Below are 16,452 nucleotides of genomic sequence, written 5' to 3' on the forward strand. Positions count from 1 at the left end.
CGATTCAGCCGGCGAACGCCCAGTACAGCGCGCCGGCGTATGCGAGCGCCGTCAGGGACGTGAGTCCGAGGGCGACGACGAGTTCACGGGCTCGCTGGTACGACCAGACGATCGCGATCGCTGGGAGCCCCGCGAGCAGGGCCAGCAGCGCCAGCCACGCGATCGGATAGAACAGCGCCAGGAACGCGCTGATCAGGAACGGCACGATGACGAACGCCGTGTAGACGATCTGTGTGGCGCGCTTGCCGATCTTCACCGTCAGGGTGCGCTTTCCGACGAGTCGGTCCTCGTCGATGTCGCGCAGGTTGTTCGCGAGGAGCACGGCGCAGCCGAAGAGTCCGGCGGCTACCGCCCCCAACCAGGCCTCGTCGGGAAGCACGAAGGCCTGCACCCAGGTCGTGCCGAGCACAGGCACGAGACCGAAGAAGACGAAGACGAAGACCTCGCCGAGACCCATGTACCCGTAGGGGCGCTTGCCTCCGGTGTAGAACCATGCCGCGACGATGCAGGCGGCGCCGACCGCCAGCATCCACCACTGGCCCGTGCGGATGATGATCGCCAGGCCCACGACTGCGGCGAGCGCGAAGAACACCAGTCCGATCCTCAGCACGGTCTTCGCGGGCACACGGCCGGAGGCGGTGAGGCGGGCGGGTCCGACACGATGGGCGTCGGTGCCGCGGATGCCGTCGCTGTAGTCGTTCGTGAAGTTCACGCCGATCTGCAGCAGCACGGCGACCGCGAGGCACGCGAGGGCGATGACCCAGTGGAACGCCGAGTCGACGATCTGCGCGGCGCCCGTGCCGATGATGACCGGGGCGACCGCGAGCGGCAGGGTGCGCAGACGTGCGGCGCCGATCCAGTCCTTCGCGGTGACCGGGGGCGCTTCGACGATGGGGCGTCGGGCGGGGTTCCCGCTCGTGCGGACCGGCTTGCGCTTCGCTGCCTGCTTCGTGCGTTTCGAGGATGCTGCCACGCTTCAGAATCCTAGTCGCGGCGCTGATGCATCTGCGCTCGGCGGGGCGTGCACTCGCACTCAGTCGGCGACGATCGGACGGTTCTCGTAGTAGGTCTGCAGCACGACCGTCGTGCGGGTGCTGACGTTCGCCGCGGCGCGGATATCGGCGACGAGTTTCTCGAGTGCGCGCGGCGATGCGACACGGACGAACAGCATGTAGCTGGCATCGCCGGCGATCGAGTGGCACGCCTCGATCTCGCTGAGGGGCGCGAGCAGATCGGGGGCGTTGTCGGGTTGGCCGGGGTCGAGCGGGGTGATCTCGATGAAGGCGGCGAGGGGTTTGCCGAGGGAATCGGGATCGAGGATCGGTCGGTACCCGGTGATGACGCCGCGGGATTCGAGCCGCCGCAGCCGCGACTGCACGGCGGAGCTCGACAGCCCCACGGCATCCGACAACTGGGCGAGCGTGGCCCGGGCGTCGCGGGAGATCGCGGCGAGGATCTGGCGGTCGACAGCATCTTCCATAAGTGGAAGAATATCTGCACTGAATCTTTTCTGCCGGAAATATTCCGACTTTTGTCGCGATCGGAGGCGATGATGCCCACTCAGACTCAGAACACCACTCTGACCTCTCCCGTGATCGGCGAGCCCGAGGTCGTCGAGGACGCCTCCGTCGCCGAGTCATCTGCGGCGTGGCGGCAGCTGAAGGATGCGGCGATCGCGCTTCGCGCTCTGCAGACGAAGGACGGCTCGGTCACGGGCCCGGTCGCCGAAGCCGCGAACCATGTGGCGGCGATCATCGCCGGCATCCGCGCGCTCGCGCCCTCGTTCCCCCATGACGCCGCCTATCTCGCCGCCTCCGTCCGCGACTTCGAGAAATGGGCGGTGGAGGGGTTCGGTGTTCCGGATTTTCTCGACTCACTCGTGGCGTTCCAGCCGCAGCAGCACCGCGTCGACGGAATCCGTCACCTCGTGGTGTTCCCGATGTACACGCAGAACGGTTCCCCCGATCGCTGCGTGGAAGCGCTGATCGTCGAGACCATCTGGCCCGAATTCATCGCGGCCCTCGAAACCGGCGATTACGGCAACCGCCTGTTCGTCTCGCTGCGGCTCATCGACTTCACGCCGGGGTACGACACGAACTCCGCCGTCCTCTTCCCCGAGACCGTGGCGATGCGCGAGATCCCGGCGTTCACGTGGGGCGCGATCTTCCAGGACCGCGAAGCGGCACGATACCGGCGCGTGGTGCGCGCAGCATCCGGGATCACGAAGCTCGACATCCCCGAGCCCGCCGCCCGCCTTCTCGACAATCAAGACCTCGCCGAGAAGACCTTCGTCATGTGGGATCTCATCCACGACCGCACGCACATGCGCGGCGATCTGCCCTTCGACCCCTTCATGATCAAGCAGCGCATGCCCTACTTCCTCTACTCGCTCGAGGAGCTGCGGTGCGATCTGACGGCCTTCCGCGAATCGGTGGCGATCTCGCGGCGCCTCGGCATCGCCGATGACCTCTCCCCCCTCGAGCAGCAGATGCGCGAGCATGCGGAGCTCGTGCAGTACGCGGTGATCTTCGACCGGATCTTCCGCTTCGCGATCACCGGCTCCCGTGCGCGCAACTACGACGGACTGGGCGGACAACTGCTGTTCGCCTGGCTGCACCAGCGGGGCGTGCTGCACTGGACCGATACCGCGCTGTCGTTCGATTGGGACGAGGTGCCCGATGCCGTGATCGCCCTCGGCGAGGCGATCGATGATCTGTACTGGCGCTCGATCGACCGCCCCAAGACCGCGCACTGGCTCGCCGCCTACGACCTCGTGCGCGGCGTCGTCGCCCCGAACCCGGCATCGCTCTGGGCCCGGGGCCTGCCGGATGAGATCCTCGCCGGGGCACCCAAGGGATACACGGATGCCGTGCTCGACGACGAGTTCCCCCTGTCGATGTTCTTCGAAGCACTCGAGAAGAAGATGCGCGAGGTGATCGCCTCGACCGCGGGCATCCGGGCGGGCGATGACTGAGCCCACCGCCTCCGGACGCGTGATCGTGCTCGCCGGCGCGACGAGCGCGGCCGGCCTCGCCGTCTCCGGCGCGCTGCGCGAGGCGGGGGCCCGCGTCATCGCAACCGGGCGCACTGCTGAGAGGCTGGCCGCCCTCGATGCGACCGGTGCTGAGACGGTCGTGGCGGATGCCTCCTCCCTCGACGACATGACCGCCCTCGCCGCGCGGCTCGGTGCCGTCGACGGCGTCATCCCGCTCGTCGGCGGCTGGCGCGGTGGCGGAGGACTCGCCGGGCAGAGCGACGACGACCTCGCTGCCCTCCTCCCCGCATTCGGCGCAATCCGGGCGACTTCGCACGCCTTCGACCAGGCGCTGCGCGCATCAGATGCCGGGCGCTTCGCGACCGTGTCCTCCACCGCCGTCGCCCGCCCCCTCGCCGGAGGCGCGAATTATGCCGCGATGAAGGCCGCCGGCGAAGCGTGGACGCGCGCCGTCGCGCACGGATTCGCGAAGAGCGCCCGGGATTCGGGCGAACCGCTGCGCGCAGCATCCGTCGTCTTCCGCGCCCGCACCCTGCAGCCCGCCGACCTCGCAGCCGCGATCGCCGCACTCTGGAACCACGACCCCGCCGATCTCAACGATCGCACCATCGACCTGCCATGGGTCACCGACCTAGGCTGAACAGGATGAGCATGCTTCACGACCCCCAGGTGCGCGGATTCGCGTCCGACAACTACTCCGGCATCCACCCCGAGGTGCTCGCGGCGATCACCGCCGCGAACGGCGGACACCAGATCGCCTACGGGGAGGACGCCTACACCGAGCGCCTGCAGGAGGTCTTCGCCTCGCACTTCGGCGACGGCGTCCAGGCCTTCCCCGTCTTCAACGGAACCGGCGCGAACGTCGTCGGCCTGCAGTCGATGCTGCCGCGTTGGGGGGCCGTGATCACCGCATCCACCGCGCACATCAACGTCGACGAGGGCGGCGCCCCCGAACGCATGGGCGGCATGAAGCTGCTCACCGTGCCCACCGAGGACGGCAAGCTCACACCGGACCTCGTCGACCGCGAAGCCTGGGGCTGGGGTGACGAGCACCGCGCGCAGCCCCTGGTCGTCTCGATCACCCAGTCGACCGAACTCGGCACGCTCTACACGCCCGACGAGATCCGCGCGCTCGCCGAGCACGCACACCGGCACGGCATGCGCCTGCACATGGACGGCGCCCGCATCGCCAATGCCGCCGCCGCCCTCGACCTCCCGCTCGCGGCATTCACCAGCGACGCCGGAGTCGACGTGCTCAGCTTCGGCGGCACGAAGAACGGCGCGATGCTCGGCGAGGCGATCGTCGTCCTCGACCCCGCAGCATCCGACGGCCTGATCTTCGGACGCAAGTTCTCGATGCAGCTCGCCTCCAAGATGCGCTTCGTCTCGGCGCAGCTCATCGCCCTGCTCGAGGGCGACCTCTGGCTGCGCAACGCCCGCCACGCCAACGCCATGGCCGCACGCCTGCGCACCGGGGTCGAGCAGGGCGTTGCCGACGACACGATCCGTGGCGTCGAATTCACCCAGCCCACCCAGGTCAACGGCGTCTTCGCGACCCTGCCCGAGGGCGTGGCCGACCGCCTGCGCGAGAGGTTCCGCTTCTACGACTGGGATGCGACCCGGCGCGAAGTGCGCTGGATGTGCAGCTTCGACACCGCCGAATCCGACGTCGATGAGTTCATCGCCGAGATCAGCCGGCTCACGCGGGGCTGATCTCTTCGCGGGCGTTGGCGACAGCATCCGAAACATGCATGGGAATGTAAATCCCGGATTTCCTGTTGACTCGAGGACAGCCCTCAGCGGATGCTGGGGCGACCCACCGAGGAAAGAGGAGAACATGACTCGTTTCGAAGGCCGCACAGCACTCGTTACCGGCGGCGCCAGCGGAATCGGCAGGGCCACGGCTCTGCGCATCGCTTCCGAGGGCGGATCGGTCGTGATCGCCGACGTCCAGGACGACCTCGGCGCTCAGGTCGTCGGCGAGATCGAGAAGGCCGGAGGCACCGCGCTGTTCATCCACCTCGACGTCACGAGCGAAGCCGGATGGGACGCCGCCGTCGCGAAGACCATCGAGACCTTCGGCGGTCTGGACGTGCTCATCAACAACGCCGGCATCGGCGACAACGAACCGATCGAGGTCACCTCGCTCGCCACCTGGGACAAGGTCGTCGCCGTCACCCAGACGAGCGTCTTCCTCGGCATGAAGGCCGCAGCCGAGGCCCTGAAGAAGAGCGGACACGGCTCGGTCGTCAACACCAGCTCGATGTACGGCATCGTCGGATCCGGGGTCAGCCCCGCCTACCACGCCGCCAAGGGCGCCGTGCGCCTGCTCACCAAGACGACCGCGCTCGGCTGGGCCAAGGAGGGCGTGCGGGTCAACTCGGTTCACCCGGGCTTCATCGACACCCCGATCCTCGGCGAGACCGACCGCGACATGCTCATCGCGGGCACCCCGATGGGACGCCTCGGACGCCCGGAGGAGATCGCGGCGCTCATCACCTTCGTCGCCAGCGACGACGCGAGCTTCGCGACCGGTGCGGAATTCGTCGCCGATGGTGGAGTCACCGCCGGCTGACCCCGGTCCTGACTTCTCGGGCGCGCACGTGTCCGACACCTGTCAGCCATTCCGACGGTTGTCTGCCGAAACGGCCCGTTTCGGCAGACATCCGTCTTTTCCACCGACACGTGTCGGCGACGCAGAACGGATGCCCGGTGATATCGGACCCGTGCGTCAGCGCAGCAGGCCCAGACTCGCCAGAGCGTGGCGGATGAGAGTGCCGCGGCCGCCCTCCATCTCGGCGGCGACATCATCGGATGCCGCGGCCTCGGGCGTGAACCAGGTGACCTCGAGGGCGTCCTGACGCGGCTCGCATGTGCCGGTGACCGGCACGACGAAAGCGAGCGAGACGGCGTGCTGCCGCTCGTCGTGATAGGCGCTGACGCCCGGCAGCGGGAAGTACTCGGCCACGGTGAAGGGCAGCGGCTGCGGCGGCAGCAACGGGAAGGCCATGGGCCCGAGGTCGTTCTCGATGTGCCGGAACAGCGCATCGCGCACCGTCTCGCCGAAGCGCACGCGCCCCGACACGATCGTGCGGGTCATCTCCCCCACGGGGGTCGAGCGCAGCAGGACGCCGATCTCGGTGACCTGTCCGGCACCATCCGTGCGCACGGGGATCGCCTCGACGTAGAGCATGGGCAGGCGCCGTCGGGCTTCGGCGAGCTCGAACTCGCTCAGCCATCCGGGATTGCTCGCGTCGGCGGGCAGCTCGCCGAACTCGGGGAGCTCGTCGTCTCCGCCCTCGGGTTCGGGATCAGGTGTGCGCACCGCCATGCCTCTTTTCTACCAGTGTCGGAGCCCGGTGGCAGGATGGGGCCGTGAGCGATTCCTTGACGATCGATGCGGATGCCACGCGCTGGAGCACCGGCGCGCGAGACGGACTGCCCCTGCTCGTGCTGCTGCACGGCTACGGTGCCGACGAGCACGACCTGTTCGGGCTCGTGCCCTATCTCCCCGAGGGCATCGCCGTGGCGTCGGTCGCCGCTCCCCTCGCGCCGCCGTGGCCGGCGCCGGGCCGGTCGTGGTATCCGATCGAAGGATTGAACGGACGTGATCCCGAGGGCGTCACCCGTGCCGGGCGCGCTTTCCTCGCATGGCTGGACGCCGCGGCTGCCGATGCGTCTTCGGTCGCGCTGCTCGGCTTCTCACAGGGAGCGGCCGTCGCCCTGCAGGCGCTGCGCCTCGCACCCGAACGCTTCGGGGCGGTGGTCGCCTTGAGCGGCTATGCGTCACCCGGAGAACTCCCCCACGATGCGGCGCTGCAGGAGCTGCGCCCGTCGATCTTCTGGGGCCGCGGCACCCATGACGATGTGATCCCGCCGCCACTCGTCGATCACACGGCCCAGTGGCTGCCGGATCACTCCGACCTCGTCGGGCGGGTGTATCCGGGGCTCACGCACAGCATCTCCGAAGACGAACTCCTCGATGTGCGAGTCTTCCTCGAGAAGTGGAAGGATGCCGCGGGCGAATGAGCCTGCGGTCAGGGCCGCTCGTCAGGCCCGGCGCCGCCGCCGTCCGCGGAAGGCGCATCAGGAGCATCCTCTGGCGCATTGGGGCGCCGCCGGCGACCGATCTGCATGATCCCGATCGCCGCGGCCAGGCCGACGGCGATGCCGATCGCGATGCCCAGCCCCATGTTGTCGAGCGCTGAGCCCGTCGCGACGCCGGCGACCATTCCGAGTGCGATGCCGATCCCCCACGTGGCACGCTGGCGCGCCTCGCCGCTGCTCATGTCGTGATCGGCCATGCCTCCACGGTACGGGATCGGCGTGTCGCTGCGAACGGATGAAGTTGCGGATGAACTTCCATTCACCGGAAGCTTGCATCGTCGGGTTGGAGATTCGTGTCCTAAACTGACGCCGACGCTCCCGGGAAGCATGAAGATTTCATGCTTCGCGTAATGAACGACTATGAGTGGCGTCTCTTCCTCTGTGCGCTCCGTTGCACGATTTGCAAGAGTCCCAGCGCGACGGTGCGCGATTCCCTGAACCACATCCCCGATCGAAGGAGGAGACGCGTGTCCACGCGCTCAGAATCCATACATCCGGCCATGCGCCGCGCCGGCGCGGCGCTTGCCGCGTTCGCCCTCGCGGCAAGCGCGCTCGTCGCCGGCATCATCACCGCCCCGGCGGCTGAGGCAGCTGCGCCCGTCGAGCCGGCGACCCCGTTCACCGCCGAGTTGTGCGCGGGTGAGACGAGCAACCCCGTTGCGGCTAAGACACTAGAAGTATCTGGCCCTCGGCTGGACGCCTACAACGCAGGCGCGATCGTCCCGCTTTACGATGCGACAGGAACGCCCCAAGGGGATGCCAAGCCTCCGCTCTGCACCGTCTACTTCGATGCGACGACCGGCAGCCCAGTCAGCGTCTGGATGTTCTGCACCAACCTTGAGCTTCATACCTGCGGTGGAACCAACGGCAATAACCAGCTCGTTCAGGAGTTGAACAGCGACAACAGCCCGGTCACGACCACAACCACCGTTGAAATCCCGTTCCCGTCTGACGTGCAACCCGACCATCTGGACGAGCGCCAGCAGCTTGCGATCAAGGCATTGACTGCTGAAGGTTACACAGTCGCAGATCCCATCAGCGGAACGATCACGGGGCGTTCTGATGGTTCAGCAAGTGAACGGGAAACTCTGCAGAACATGATCTGGTGCGTCAGCGATGGCGGCGGTCCCTGCTATTTCCCTGTTCTCACTGAGGAAGACATCGATGAACTCGCTGCTCGCGGTGCCGAATTGACCGCTGCTGTGACCATCGAGGCTCCTTCAAGCGATTTCGCTGTCGGCGACCAGTTGCGCTGGAACGTCAGCACGAATACCCTCAACTCGCCGATGGCGATCTCCGCCGACTCTTCGGTGACTATCTGCGCGGATTCGGCGCCCGGTGCGACGCTCGAAGGAAACCTGCTCACGGTTACGGGCGACGCCGACACCACCGTCACGGTCTCGTTGTGCAGTACTGCGACGGAAGCGGGAACATATCAGCTCACGATCGACCGCGACGGACTGGGAGCGCGCTTCGTTCAGAGCGAGAACGACGGTCGCCTTGACCGCGACTGCCAGGTCTTCGGCTTGTACGAGGCCGAAGGGTTCAACGATGCTGCCTCGATCACCGTCCTCGAAGAGCCCGCGGGTGACGAGGAACCGAACGACGAGGAACCGAACGACGAGACCGATCTCGGCGGCAACGACCGCGAGAACGGCGAGATCGAGAACGGTGGCGCGACGAACGTCTCCGACGATGAGAGCGCGGATGCGGCCGCGCTGGCCACGACCGGTTCTGATCTGCCCGTTGCTGCACTCGGCATCGCGCTGATCATGCTTCTCGGCGGCGCGGGCCTGGTGCTCGCCCGGAAGGCTCGCGCTCAGAGCTGACATCGTTTAACACGATCACCCGGTGCGGCCGGTCTCACCCTGTGAGGCCGGCCGCACTTTTCTGTTCCGTCGGCCCGACTGCGCTGCTCTCCGTCAGCGCCGAGACGCCCGGAAAATCAATGATCTGAGCCCGGGAGAGAGCGCTCCCAGCAAACGCGCAACCTTCCCACAGCTCCGGCTCAGGATCCGACTCCATATGATCAATCCCGGGCGTGTTCCCTCGCGCCCCTGCATCGCTCGTCCGGTAGATCTGACCGCGCTCACTCGAGCACACGAGGATGATCCCCTCTCCCCCCCCCGGAGCTTTGCCCCATGCCTTCGCGCGCCCTTTTCGCCCGATCCTCGAGGATCGGCGCCATCATCGCGACGTTCGTCATCGTCGCAGCTTCCCTCGCCATCACCACGATGACGGGCACGACTGCCCACGCCGCAGATGCGCCCGCTGCTGTCGCCCCCGCTACGGCATCTGCACCGTTCACCGCAGACCTGTGCGCCGGTCAGACCAGCCAGAACCCGAAGAAGTCGACCAGCGCACCGAATGGCTACACCGACCTGACCCAGGTCAAGGGCGCGCGTCTCACTGCTTATAACGCCGGCCAGGTCGTCCCGCTGTACGACCGCACGGGTCAGGAGCAGCGGACCAACGGCTCCGACTCCACCCCGCCCATGTGCGCGGTGCGGTTCGACCCGACCAGCGGCGGCCCCGTTTCTACCTGGGTCTTCTGCACCAACGCCGATCTGCACTCCTGCAACGATGTGCTCCCCGGCGGATACCTCGGCCAGGACGGAAAGCGCGTCTCCTTCCCGGAGCATGTTGCGCCCGACCACCTCAGCGAAGACCAGGTGGACGCTACCCGCGCCCTCATCACCCAGGGATACTCCGTCGCAACGCGGTTCGGAACCCTGACCGGACGGGCAGACGGCACGAGCAACCAGCGCGACACCCTGCAGAACATGATCTGGTGCGTCACCGACGGCGGCTTCTACTGCGCGAGCGTCAGCATGACCGGCTCCGACATCGACGTTCTCACCGCTCGCGGAGCCGCGATGTCGGCGACGACCACCGTGACCCCTCAGAACGATCAGGCACGTGACGGCGACGAACTCCGTTGGAACGTCACCACGAACGTGATCGGCGTGCCGATCGCCGTCGACAGCACCCTCCCCGTCTCCCTCTGCGCCGATTCCACGGACACCGCCGCATTCACCGATGGCGTGCTGATCGTGTCAGGAACAACCGGAACGACGACCGAGATCGCCCTGTGCACGGAGACGGCAGAGCAGGGCTCGCACACGGTGACGCTCAGCCGTACCGGCGCCGGCACCCACTTCGTTCAGAGCGACACGACGAACAGCGGCCTGGACAAGGCCTGCCAGGTCTACATGCTCTGGGACGAGGAATCCTTCGAGGCGAGCGCGAAGGTCTCCGTCACCCCGCCGGTCGCGGAACCCACCACGGAGCCGACCCCGGCGCCCACAGTCCCCACGCAGGAGGACCCGACCGACCTCGCCAACGAAGGCATCTCCGCACCGGACACGAACGACGACACGAACGATAACGTCGACGGCAACACCGACGAGCCGGATAACACCGACCAGGAAGAGACCGAACGCCCCGACCTCTCTGACACCACCCCCGATGTGGATCTCTCACCCATCGACGGTTCCACCCCGGAAAAGGATGAGGCCGACGGCGACGCCTCGACGGAAATCGACGCTCCCGCAGCATCCGACGACTCGGCTTCCGCACCCGCGCCCACCGCGACGCCCACAGCGACGCCCTCGGCCTTGGCGGCGACGAACGGTGACCTCGCGGTGACCGGCACAGAAACGCCGATCGCTCTGCTCGGCGGTGCTTTCGCGCTACTGCTCGGCGGCAGCATCCTGCTTGTCGTGCGCGGTGCCCGCCGGCGCGCCTGACGCCCCCGAGATGACGACGGCCGTCCTCTTTCGAGAGGGCGGCCGTCGTCGTGATCCGTGGGTTCCCGCTCAGGTCACCAGTACCACGAACCGTACTCGATCGTCACCTCGCCATCGGTGACGATGATCTCGCCGGAGAAATCGATGCTGGACTGCTCGGTGTGGTCCTCCGAGTCGCCGAACAGCGTGCGCGTGTACGACACGGTGCCCTCGCCGTCGCTGGCGGAGAAACCGGCGCCGTCGTCCGAGACCTCGACCGTCGGATAGGAGACGATCTCCCAGACGACAGGGGTGTCAGAGGGATACACCCAAGCGCTCAGAGGGCAGTCGTCGGGATCGGCGACACCCTGCGCGGCGCAGTCGTCCACGAGCGCGTCGACCTGCTGCTGCACCATCTCGACGAGCTTCGGCGTCGCCACGAAAGCGAGCTGTTCCGATGACTGCGACTGTGCGAGAACCTGCAGCGAGGAGTCCGCGAGGTCGAAGAGGTCCGGTTCGGATGCTTCGAGCTGATAGATCGCCGGATACAAAACGAGCTCTGCCTCTGCGTATCCGCTGTCGCCATCGAGGTCGAGGGCGAGCCCGCCCAGAGAGGCATCTCCCGGGCCCTGAGCGGAGATGTAGACGGATGAGACGAGCGGAGAGACGATCTCCCAGGTGTCGAGGACGAGCAATTCGGGCTCGCCCTTCTGCGCCGTCAAAGATGCTTGTTGCGTGACCCCGTCGAGCTTGTAGGAGACCTCGATCATCACCTGATCGGCGCCGTACTCGACCGGCTTCTGCACGGCGATGTCGCTGATCCGCTCGGTGGCGGATCCCAGCACATCATCCGTCAACCACCCACGCAAGGAATTCGACACCTCCGGGTCGACGAGCTCGTTGGCCGCCTCGGCGTGACCATCGGCGATGTGCGACAAATAGGCGTGAGCGACGCTCTCAGCCGTGCGCGTACCATTCACAATCGATACCGCGACCGTACCGCCCACGCCGAGGACGACGACCGCTCCGATGCCGATGCCGACGCCGATCAAGGTCTTCTTGGTCTTCGGGCTCATCGGCGCGGGCGGCGCCAGCGGCTCAGGCGCCGCGGCAGTCACCGCCCCGGGCGCGGCAATCGCGCCGTCGGCATCTGCCGCGGGCTCTCCCTGCGCGAAGTTCTGAGCGACCGGACCGGCAACAGGCGGCATCTGCTCGGCAGTGCCCAGCGCCCACCGTTCGACCGCCGCACGACCCGCCACCGTGCCGAAGAGTTGCGGCGACAGACCGTAGGCGATGGCGGGGAGCACCTGCGCCCCGAACTCGATCACGATCGCCCAGAGAAGCATGACGAGGGGCGTCCACAGCGCGAGCGCGAGGCCGCCGCCGAAGGAGCCGCCGAAGAAGCCCAGCGATCCGCTCGCGGACACGGATGCACCGACGAAGAACAGGCCGAGCACGACCCATCCGATCAGCACCGTCAGCGGAAGTTTCCACGCCCCGACGAGGTCGATGCCGCTGCGGCGAGCGCGACGGGCGCCCAGCCAGAGGGCTGCGACGACCGAGAACAGTACGGCAGCGATGACCGCCACCCAGAGCCAGGCGTTCTGCATCGTGAATACGGTACCTGTGACGGCGAGCCCGTAGGACCCGTCGCCGCTCTGCAGCGTGATGCCGCCGAGGTGCCCGATCACGATCGACATCGGCACGATGTTCAGGAGTCCGAGGATCGCGACGGGAATAGCCCCGATGCCGAGTCCGTCCCAGAGCCAGATGGCCGCACCGATCAGTGTGAGCGCACCGAATACGACGATGAGACCGCCGGTGTATGCGAGAGACTCCCGCGCGAATCGTGGGAGAGCGGAAACAGCGCGCCGCGTCGCGCCCAGCCAGTTCTCGCTTGCCCCCGCGTGCGCGCCGATCATGCGGCCGATCAGGGATGCCGCCCCGATGAGGATGGTCGCCATGAGGACCTCGCGCACACCGGCGGAGGTCACCGTGAGCCGCATTCCGGCGCCGAGGTCCATCCGGACGGCGAAAATCAGCGACAGCACGAGTGCGACCAGTCCCGTCGCCAGTCCGGTGCCGGCGCTGAAGAGCGCACGGTCGCGGACGCCGCGCAGGGGCGCGATGCGCTCCTGCCGGACGCTCCACCACACGGTGAGCACGAGAACGCCGGCGGTCAGGGTGAGCGGGAACATCCAGAGGGAGCCGCCGGCGCTGCCGCCGAGCATCCCGTCCCCGGAGAGCACGAGCCGCAGTTCTCCGGAGAACACGGAACCACCGAGGGTGATCGCGAGGAGAAGAGCGTTCCCGACCCCGCCGAGAGCCTCAGCCGAGACCGGCAGGTTCATGAAGTCGAGCGCATCGGTGCCGAGCCCGGTCAGGAGCAGCACGAGCAGGATGCCGGAGACGATCGTGCCGGCGATCGCGATGCCCACGGTGCTCAGCGCACGCAGCAGCTGAGCTTTGAGCACGGGGGACATCGGCGTCCGCGGGTCCGGGGGCGTGGGGACGGGCGGGATCGTTCCGGCCGGGGGCGTGGGAACACCCGGAGCGGTCTGAGGCGGCACGGTCACGGCATCCGGCGCAGGCGGAACGGGCGGCACAGGTGGCACAAGTGGAACGGGCGGCACGGGCGGCGCAGAGTTTGCCTCGGGCTGATGCCCACCGTCGGTCGAGTCAGTCATTCTTGGTTCCCCCCAAGTACGTCGATTGTTGCTCAACCTGTATACCACCTGAATGCCGCGAAGGGACGCAACCAGGTCGAAGATGACGTGAGCTTTCGCTGCGAAACGCCAGCTCGTTCCTCGATCGCGCTGGGATTCGCCCCTGGATCATCCGCACGGCGCCGCGCGGTCGTCGCCATCTGGCCGAAGCGTCACCGTCGTGTTCCGGGCCCGATGTCGGTGGCAGGCAGGATGATGGAGGGGTGAGCGACGTTCTCGACCGGTTCACCGCGGCGACCCGTGATTGGTTCCGCGGGGCGTTCGAGGCGCCGACCGCCGCGCAGGCCGGCGCATGGACGGCGATATCGGCCGATAAGCATGCGCTCGTCGTCGCCCCGACCGGGTCGGGCAAGACTCTCTCCGCGTTCCTCTGGGCCATCGACCGGGTGTTCCGGGAGAAGTCGGCTGCGCCCGAGAGCACCGGAACCCGCATCCTCTACATCTCGCCGTTGAAGGCCCTCGGCGTCGATGTCGAGCGCAACCTGCGCTCGCCCCTCGTCGGAATCGGGCAGTCCGCCCGCCGACTGGGGCTCGAGGTTCCCGGAGTGACGGTGGGGGTGCGTTCCGGCGACACGAGCTCGTCAGATCGCAGGAAACTGGTCACCGCCCCGCCCGACATCCTCATCACGACCCCCGAGTCGCTCTATCTGATGCTGACGAGCCGCGCGGGCGACACCCTGCGCGATGTGCACACGGTCATCATCGATGAGATCCATGCGGTCGCGGCGACGAAGCGCGGTGCGCACCTTGCAGTGAGCCTCGAACGACTCGATGCCCTGCGTCGCATCGCGAACCCCGAGGCCGCGCCCGCGCAGCGCATCGGCCTGTCTGCGACGGTGCGTCCGATCGATGAGGTCGCGCGTTTTCTCGGCGGTTCCTCCCCCGTCGAGATCGTCGCCCCGCGCGCCTCGAAGACGTTCGAGCTCTCCGTCACCGTGCCGATCGATGACATGACGAATCCGCCACCGCCTCCCGGTGCCCCGACGCCCGGTGATGAGCAGGCCGAGTACACCGAGGTGACCGGGTCGGTCTGGCCGCACGTCGAAGAGGCGATCGTCGACCGCATCCTCGAGAACACCTCGACCATCGTGTTCGCCAATTCGCGGCGCCTCGCCGAACGTCTCACGGGGCGCTTGAACGAGATCTACGTCGAACGCCTCGGCGGCAGTGCACCGGATGTTTCTGCCCTGCCGGCCGCGATGATGGCGCAGGCCGGATCGACTTCGGGCGCCGACCCGGTGCTGGCGAAAGCGCACCACGGGTCTGTCTCCAAGGAGCAGCGCGCGCTCGTCGAGGAGGAGCTCAAGAGCGGCGTGCTGCGGTGCGTCGTCGCGACGAGCAGCCTCGAGCTCGGCATCGATATGGGCGCCGTCGACCTCGTCATCCAGGTCGAGGCCCCCTCCTCCGCGGCATCCGGCCTGCAGCGCGTCGGCCGCGCCGGACACCAGGTCGGCGAGGTCAGCCGGGCGGCGCTCTTCCCGAAGCACCGCGGCGATGTGCTGCACACCGCGATCGTGACGGAGCGGATGCTGGCGGGCAAGATCGAGGCGATCGCCGTGCCGCGCAATCCGCTCGATATCCTCGCCCAGCAGACGGTCGCCGCCTGCGCCCTTGCGCCGATAACGGTTGAGGGCTGGTTCGAGACGGTGCGACGGTCGGCGCCGTTCCAGTCCCTTCCGCGCTCGGCATATGAGGCGACGCTCGACCTGCTGGCCGGCCGGTTCCCCTCGGACGAGTTCGCCGAGCTCCGCCCGCGTCTGGTCTGGGATCGCGATGCCGGCACGCTCACCGGGCGGCCGGGAGCGCAGCGGATCGCGGTGACCAGCGGCGGCACGATCCCCGACCGCGGACTCTTCGGAGTCTTCGTCGCGGGCGAGGGAGCGGGGCGCCGCGTGGGCGAGCTCGATGAGGAGATGGTCTACGAGTCGCGCGTGGGAGATGTCTTCACGCTCGGGACGACGAGCTGGCGCATCGCCGAGATCACGCACGACCGGGTCAATGTCCTTCCCGCCTACGGCCAGCCCGGCAAGCTCCCCTTCTGGCACGGCGACGGCCTCGGCCGCCCCTATGAGCTCGGCGAGGCCCTCGGCCGCTTCTCCCGCGAAGTCGCCGCGGCTACCCCCGAGAAAGCTGCGCAGAGACTGATCGACGCCGGGCTCGATGAGCAGGCGCGCGCGAACCTCCTCGCGCACCTGCGCGAACAGCGCGAAGCGACCGGAACCCTGCCCACCGACCGGACGCTCACGGTCGAGCGCGGCCGCGATGAGGTCGGCGACTGGCGGGTGATCCTGCATTCCCCCTACGGGATGAAGGTGCACGCGCCGTGGGCGCTGGCGATCAATGCGCGGGTGCGCGAGCGGCTCGGCGTCGAGAGCTCCGCGGTCGCGAGCGATGACGGCATCATCGTACGGGTGCCGGATGCCGATGCCGAACCTCCCGGCGCCGACCTGTTCGTCTTCGATGCCGATGAGATGGAGAACCTCGTCACGACCGAGGTCGGCGGCTCCGCGCTCTTCGCCTCCCGCTTCCGCGAATGCGCGGCGCGCGCCCTGCTCATGCCGCGGATGAACCCGAACAAGCGCACGCCCCTGTGGCAACAGCGTCAGCGGTCGGCCCAGCTGCTCGAAGTCGCCCGGCGCCACCCGACGTTCCCCGTGATCCTCGAGACCCTGCGCGAAGTGCTGCAGGACGTCTACGATCTGCCCTCGCTGCGGCGTCTCACGACCGCGATCGCCGACCGCACCGTTCGTCTGATCGAGACCGAACCCGCGCAGCCCTCGCCCTATGCCCGTGATCTGCTCTTCGGGTATGTCGGCGCATTCATGTACGAGGGCGATTCGCCGCTCGCCGAGCGTCGTGCCGCCGCGCTGTCGGTCGATCCCGCGTTGCTCAGCGA

At 67.8% G+C, this 16,452-nt stretch carries 13 protein-coding genes; 8 read left to right on the forward strand and 5 right to left on the reverse strand.

Going from position 1 to position 16,452, the window contains the following annotated elements:
* Positions 1-4: 4 nt before the first annotated feature.
* Together Q0Z66_RS07515 and Q0Z66_RS07520 are read right to left on the reverse strand one after the other, a co-directional pair.
* Entirely contained in the window at positions 5-973 is a 969-nt protein-coding gene (locus tag Q0Z66_RS07515; RefSeq protein WP_298039708.1) for a 1,4-dihydroxy-2-naphthoate polyprenyltransferase, read from the reverse strand.
* A gap of 60 nt (positions 974-1,033) precedes the next feature.
* Entirely contained in the window at positions 1,034-1,480 is a 447-nt protein-coding gene (locus Q0Z66_RS07520; RefSeq protein ID WP_298039710.1) for an Lrp/AsnC family transcriptional regulator, read from the reverse strand.
* A 72-nt stretch (positions 1,481-1,552) separates the two neighbouring features.
* Between Q0Z66_RS07520 and Q0Z66_RS07525 the strand changes: the two genes are divergently transcribed.
* The 4 genes from Q0Z66_RS07525 (at position 1,553) to Q0Z66_RS07540 (ending at position 5,570) form a co-directional block, all read left to right on the forward strand.
* Positions 1,553-2,974 (forward strand): DUF6421 family protein, encoded by a 1,422-nt coding sequence (locus tag Q0Z66_RS07525; RefSeq protein ID WP_298039712.1) that lies wholly within the window; start codon positions 1,553-1,555, stop codon positions 2,972-2,974.
* Positions 2,967-3,635 carry an SDR family oxidoreductase gene (locus Q0Z66_RS07530; RefSeq protein ID WP_298039714.1) on the forward strand — a complete coding sequence of 223 codons (669 nt, stop codon included), beginning with the start codon at positions 2,967-2,969 and terminating at the stop codon, positions 3,633-3,635. Before Q0Z66_RS07525 ends, Q0Z66_RS07530 begins: the two co-directional genes overlap by 8 nt.
* A gap of 5 nt (positions 3,636-3,640) precedes the next feature.
* Positions 3,641-4,708, forward strand: a complete 1,068-nt coding sequence (locus Q0Z66_RS07535; RefSeq protein WP_298039716.1) for a low specificity L-threonine aldolase — start codon at positions 3,641-3,643, stop codon at positions 4,706-4,708.
* A 124-nt stretch (positions 4,709-4,832) separates the two neighbouring features.
* Entirely contained in the window at positions 4,833-5,570 is a 738-nt protein-coding gene (locus Q0Z66_RS07540) for a glucose 1-dehydrogenase (RefSeq protein WP_298039719.1), read from the forward strand.
* A 156-nt stretch (positions 5,571-5,726) separates the two neighbouring features.
* Here the strand turns inward: Q0Z66_RS07540 and Q0Z66_RS07545 are convergent, their stop codons facing one another.
* Entirely contained in the window at positions 5,727-6,326 is a 600-nt protein-coding gene (locus Q0Z66_RS07545; protein ID WP_298039722.1) for a DUF4916 domain-containing protein, read from the reverse strand.
* Positions 6,327-6,370: 44 nt separating this feature from the next.
* On the opposite strand from Q0Z66_RS07545, the gene Q0Z66_RS07550 reads away from it, so the two are divergent.
* Positions 6,371-7,024, forward strand: coding sequence for an alpha/beta fold hydrolase (locus Q0Z66_RS07550; protein WP_298039724.1), 654 nt, complete (start codon positions 6,371-6,373; stop codon positions 7,022-7,024).
* An 8-nt stretch (positions 7,025-7,032) separates the two neighbouring features.
* Here the strand turns inward: Q0Z66_RS07550 and Q0Z66_RS07555 are convergent, their stop codons facing one another.
* Complete coding sequence (locus Q0Z66_RS07555; protein ID WP_298039727.1) at positions 7,033-7,299, reverse strand: hypothetical protein; 267 nt, start codon at positions 7,297-7,299, stop codon at positions 7,033-7,035.
* A 270-nt stretch (positions 7,300-7,569) separates the two neighbouring features.
* Here Q0Z66_RS07555 and Q0Z66_RS07560 point away from each other — a divergent pair, with 270 nt between their 5' ends.
* Both Q0Z66_RS07560 and Q0Z66_RS07565 read left to right on the forward strand, forming a co-directional pair.
* Entirely contained in the window at positions 7,570-8,931 is a 1,362-nt protein-coding gene (locus tag Q0Z66_RS07560; protein WP_298039729.1) for a hypothetical protein, read from the forward strand.
* A 312-nt stretch (positions 8,932-9,243) separates the two neighbouring features.
* Complete coding sequence (locus tag Q0Z66_RS07565; RefSeq protein ID WP_298039731.1) at positions 9,244-10,851, forward strand: hypothetical protein; 1,608 nt, start codon at positions 9,244-9,246, stop codon at positions 10,849-10,851.
* 74 nt (positions 10,852-10,925) lie between these two features.
* Here Q0Z66_RS07565 and Q0Z66_RS07570 read toward each other — a convergent pair whose 3' ends face one another.
* Positions 10,926-13,406: a hypothetical protein gene (locus Q0Z66_RS07570; protein WP_298039734.1), complete on the reverse strand. Its 2,481-nt coding sequence runs from the start codon at positions 13,404-13,406 to the stop codon at positions 10,926-10,928.
* Positions 13,407-13,759: 353 nt separating this feature from the next.
* Here Q0Z66_RS07570 and Q0Z66_RS07575 point away from each other — a divergent pair.
* The coding region (locus Q0Z66_RS07575; protein WP_298039737.1) for a DEAD/DEAH box helicase at positions 13,760-16,452 on the forward strand (2,693 nt) is incomplete at its 3' end.

Origin of the sequence: uncultured Microbacterium sp. (genome assembly GCF_947632095.1) — a bacterium.
In the GTDB taxonomy this organism is placed as follows: Bacteria; Actinomycetota; Actinomycetes; order Actinomycetales; family Microbacteriaceae; genus Microbacterium.